The sequence below is a fragment of the Candidatus Neomarinimicrobiota bacterium genome (assembly GCA_034716895.1).
GTDB lineage: Bacteria > Fidelibacterota > UBA8477 > UBA8477 > JABMPR01 > JABMPR01.
The window spans coordinates 1-3,520 of the sequence record JAYEKW010000091.1 but is presented as its reverse complement, the minus strand read 5'-3'; the positions used below and the strand labels follow the sequence as shown (position 1 = coordinate 3,520).

The 3,520-nt window shown below is 47.1% G+C and carries 2 protein-coding genes; both read right to left on the bottom strand.

Annotation, left to right across the window (positions count from 1 at the left end; all coding sequences use genetic code 11):
- A partial coding sequence (locus U9Q77_05945) for an AEC family transporter (protein MEA3286899.1) occupies positions 1-205 on the bottom strand: 205 nt, incomplete at its 3' end.
- A gap of 139 nt (positions 206-344) precedes the next feature.
- Positions 345-3,520: pyruvate:ferredoxin (flavodoxin) oxidoreductase (gene nifJ, locus U9Q77_05940; GenBank protein MEA3286898.1), on the bottom strand; the 3,176-nt coding region annotated here is incomplete at its 5' end.

The window sequence follows — 3,520 nt, the reverse complement described above, 5'->3', positions numbered from 1 at the left end:
AGGTGAGCATCCTGACAGTACTGGTGAAAGGAACCTCTGCTGTACTGATAGCCTGAAAGATAAATGCCGGAACAAAAATATAATAGGCAGCCCGAGTCAGGGTTCTGGCTTGCAGTTCCAATCTCTGTCCAAGCATAGTCCCAAGCAGAACAATACCGAAAACCGGTAGAATAACATTGAAAAAAACAAAAAATAGTTCGGTCATGGAATACCCATTAACACAGAAAAATTTCCTAAAACCCTGCGAACAGTTTATGCAAAATAAAATATGAGGGCTATACAAAAAAAGGCTCCCGACAAGTTAATGTCAGGAGCCTTTTTAGCTCAGCTGTAATGAATCAGCTTTATTCGTCTTCACCAAACTGCATTGCTGCCAGTTTTTTATGCATGTCATAACGATCAGCCGTAATCTTGTCGGCTTCACCCATCAACGTTTCAGCCGCTTCGGGGTTGATCTTCTTCAGAACCTTGTAGCGGTTCTGCTTAAGAGCATAATCTGAAAAAGAGATGGTTGGATCCTTGCTCTCCAATTGCAGCGGATTTTTGCCTTCTGCAGCACGGCGTGGATCGTAGCGGTACAGCGGCCAGTGACCGGAAGCGACAGCCTGTTTACACCCATCAACAGCACTTGCCATATCGATACCGTGGGCAATACAGTGAGTGTAAGCAATGATCAGTGATGGACCATCATAGGCATCAGCCTCAATGAATGCCTTGACCGCTTGAGCCGGATTTGCCAGAGAAACCTTGGCAACATAGATATTGCCGTAGGACATGGCGATCATCCCCAGATCCTTTTTCGGTTGAGTTTTACCACCGGCAGCAAACTGGGCAACAGCTCCCATCGGCGTTGCCTTGGAGGCCTGACCACCAGTATTGGAGTACACCTCGGTATCCATAACCAAAACATTGATATTCTCACCGGAAGCGAGAACATGATCCAGACCACCGTAGCCAATGTCATAAGCCCAACCGTCACCACCATGAGCCCAGACCGATTTTTTAACCAGATAATTAATATTGACCAAAATCGGCTTGGCTGTTTCGTCTGAGCATTTTTCCTCAATTGCCTTCAGTTGGGCAACTCGTGCCCGCTGTTCTTCAATGGCATCCTGACTATCCTGTGCGGCATCCAGAATCTGCCGTTTCAAATCTGCGGTTCCCTTACAGGCAGCACAATCACAAGCGATATTTTTTTCCAGCAGCTCTCTGACATAGTCAGCCATTTTATCAACCGCCAGACGCATGCCGAAACCAAACTCGGCAGTATCTTCAAACAAGGAGTTACTCCATGCTGGCCCCAGACCATCTTTCCGTGTTGTCCATGGAGTGGTTGGTAAGTTACCGCCATAGATTGATGAACACCCGGTCGCATTAGCAACCAGCATCCGGTCACCAAACAACTGGGAACAGAGTTTGACAAATGGGGTCTCACCACAACCAGCACAGGCTCCAGAGAATTCAAACATCGGCGGTAACAGCTGACTCCCTTTGAGAGTTGCCCGGTTGAACAGTGCCGGATCGGTATCGGGCAGATTGAGGAAAAACTCGAAGTTTTTAGACTCAGCTTCACGTAACGGTGGCTGGGAAGCCATGTTAATGGCCTTGCGACCTTCCTCTGTCTTGCTATTGACCGGACAATTGTGCACACAGGCACCACAACCGGTACAATCTTCTGTGGCAACCTGCAGGGTGTAAAGCTTACCTTCCATCCCTTTACCTTTTACTGCACAAGATTTGAAGGTTTCAGGAGCCCCTTCCAGCTCTTTTTCATCATAAATTTTCATCCGGATGGTGCCATGTGGGCAAACGAAAGAACAGATACCACACTGGATACAAATATCCTTGTCCCAAACCGGAGTTGTAATAGCAATATTGCGTTTTTCAACACAGGAAGTTCCAGTCGGAAAGGTTCCATCAACCGGCATAGCAGAGAGGGGTAGTTCATGACCAAACCCATCAATAATTGGACCGAGGGTTTTCTTGACCATATCAGAGTAACCATCCCACTGACCGATCTTCATCTCAATGGCACTATCAGCTGTCGCTGGAACAGTCACTTCAGCAATACTGATCAGGCCTTCATCAACCGCCTGCTTATTCATATTGACAACTTTTTCACCTGCTTTGCCATACGATTTGACCACAGCATCTTTAATCTCTTTGACTGCCTGATCGATTGGGATGATGCCGGAAATTTTAAAGAATGCGGTCTGCATAATGACATTGATACGTGGCCCGAGACCAATCTTCTCGCCAAGCGAGACGCCATCAATAACGTAGAATTTCAATTTTTTATCAACGATATGCTGTTGTACCAGCTTCGGCAGATGCCCCCAGGCTTCATCTTTATTATAAGGAGTATTAAGAAGGAATGTCGCCCCCTCTTTAGCACCATTCAGCATGTCATATTTGTCAAGGAAAGCAGGATTATGGCAAGCGATAAAATCAGCTTTGGAGATCAGATAGGTTTTCTTGATCTCTTCCTTACCAAAGCGCAAATGTGAGGTTGTCATGCTACCCGCTTTTTTCGAATCATAAACGAAGTAAGCCTGAACTTTATTGTCAGTACACTCACCGATAATCTTGATCGAGTTTTTATTGGCACCAACGGTACCATCGGAGCCCAGACCAAAGAACATGGCAGAGTAACCTTCAAACGGAACTTCGAAATCAGGATCAAACTCGAGGCTTTCCTGCAGGACATCATCTTCAAAGCCGATAATAAAATGGTTCTTTGGCTTGGCAGCAGCCAAGTTGTCAAGAACCCCTTTACACATTCCAGCATTAAATTCGAAGGAACCAAGACCATAACGTCCACCAACAATGATTGGATAACCTTCAAAGCTGGTCAAGTCTTCAACCATTCCCTCACCAATAGCGGTACGAACTGCCTGATAGAGGGGCTCACCAATAGAACCCGGCTCTTTGGTACGATCAAGAACAGCAATCTGCTTCACTGAAGCAGGAACTGCCTTACAGAATTGCTCAATCGGGAAAGGGAGGAACAGGCGAATCTTGATCAGGCCAACCTTTTCGCCCTGGCTGACCAGATAGTCAACGGTCTCTTCCATCGCATCACAGCCGGAGCCCATCATCACCACAACCCGCTCAGCATCCGGGGCCCCAACGTAATCGACCAGGTTGTACTGGCGACCGACCAACTTAGAGAATTTATCCATCTGTGCCTGAACCAGTTCAGGAAGATGGGTGTAGTAGGGGTTCACCGACTCACGACCCTGGAAGAAAACATCGGGGTTCTGAGCAGTACCACGTAGGACTGGAGCATCGGGAGAAAGAGCCCGCTGCCGATGAGCCGTCACCAGATCCTCATCAATCATCTGGCGCATATCGTCCAGAGATAGTTCTTCAATTTTCTGAACTTCTGATGAAGTACGGAAACCATCAAAGAAATGGAGAAAAGGAACCCGTGACTCCAGCGTGGCAGCTTGAGAAATCAGGGCAAAGTCCATAACTTCCTGAGGATTATTGGAACAAAGTTGTGCCCAACCGGTGGATC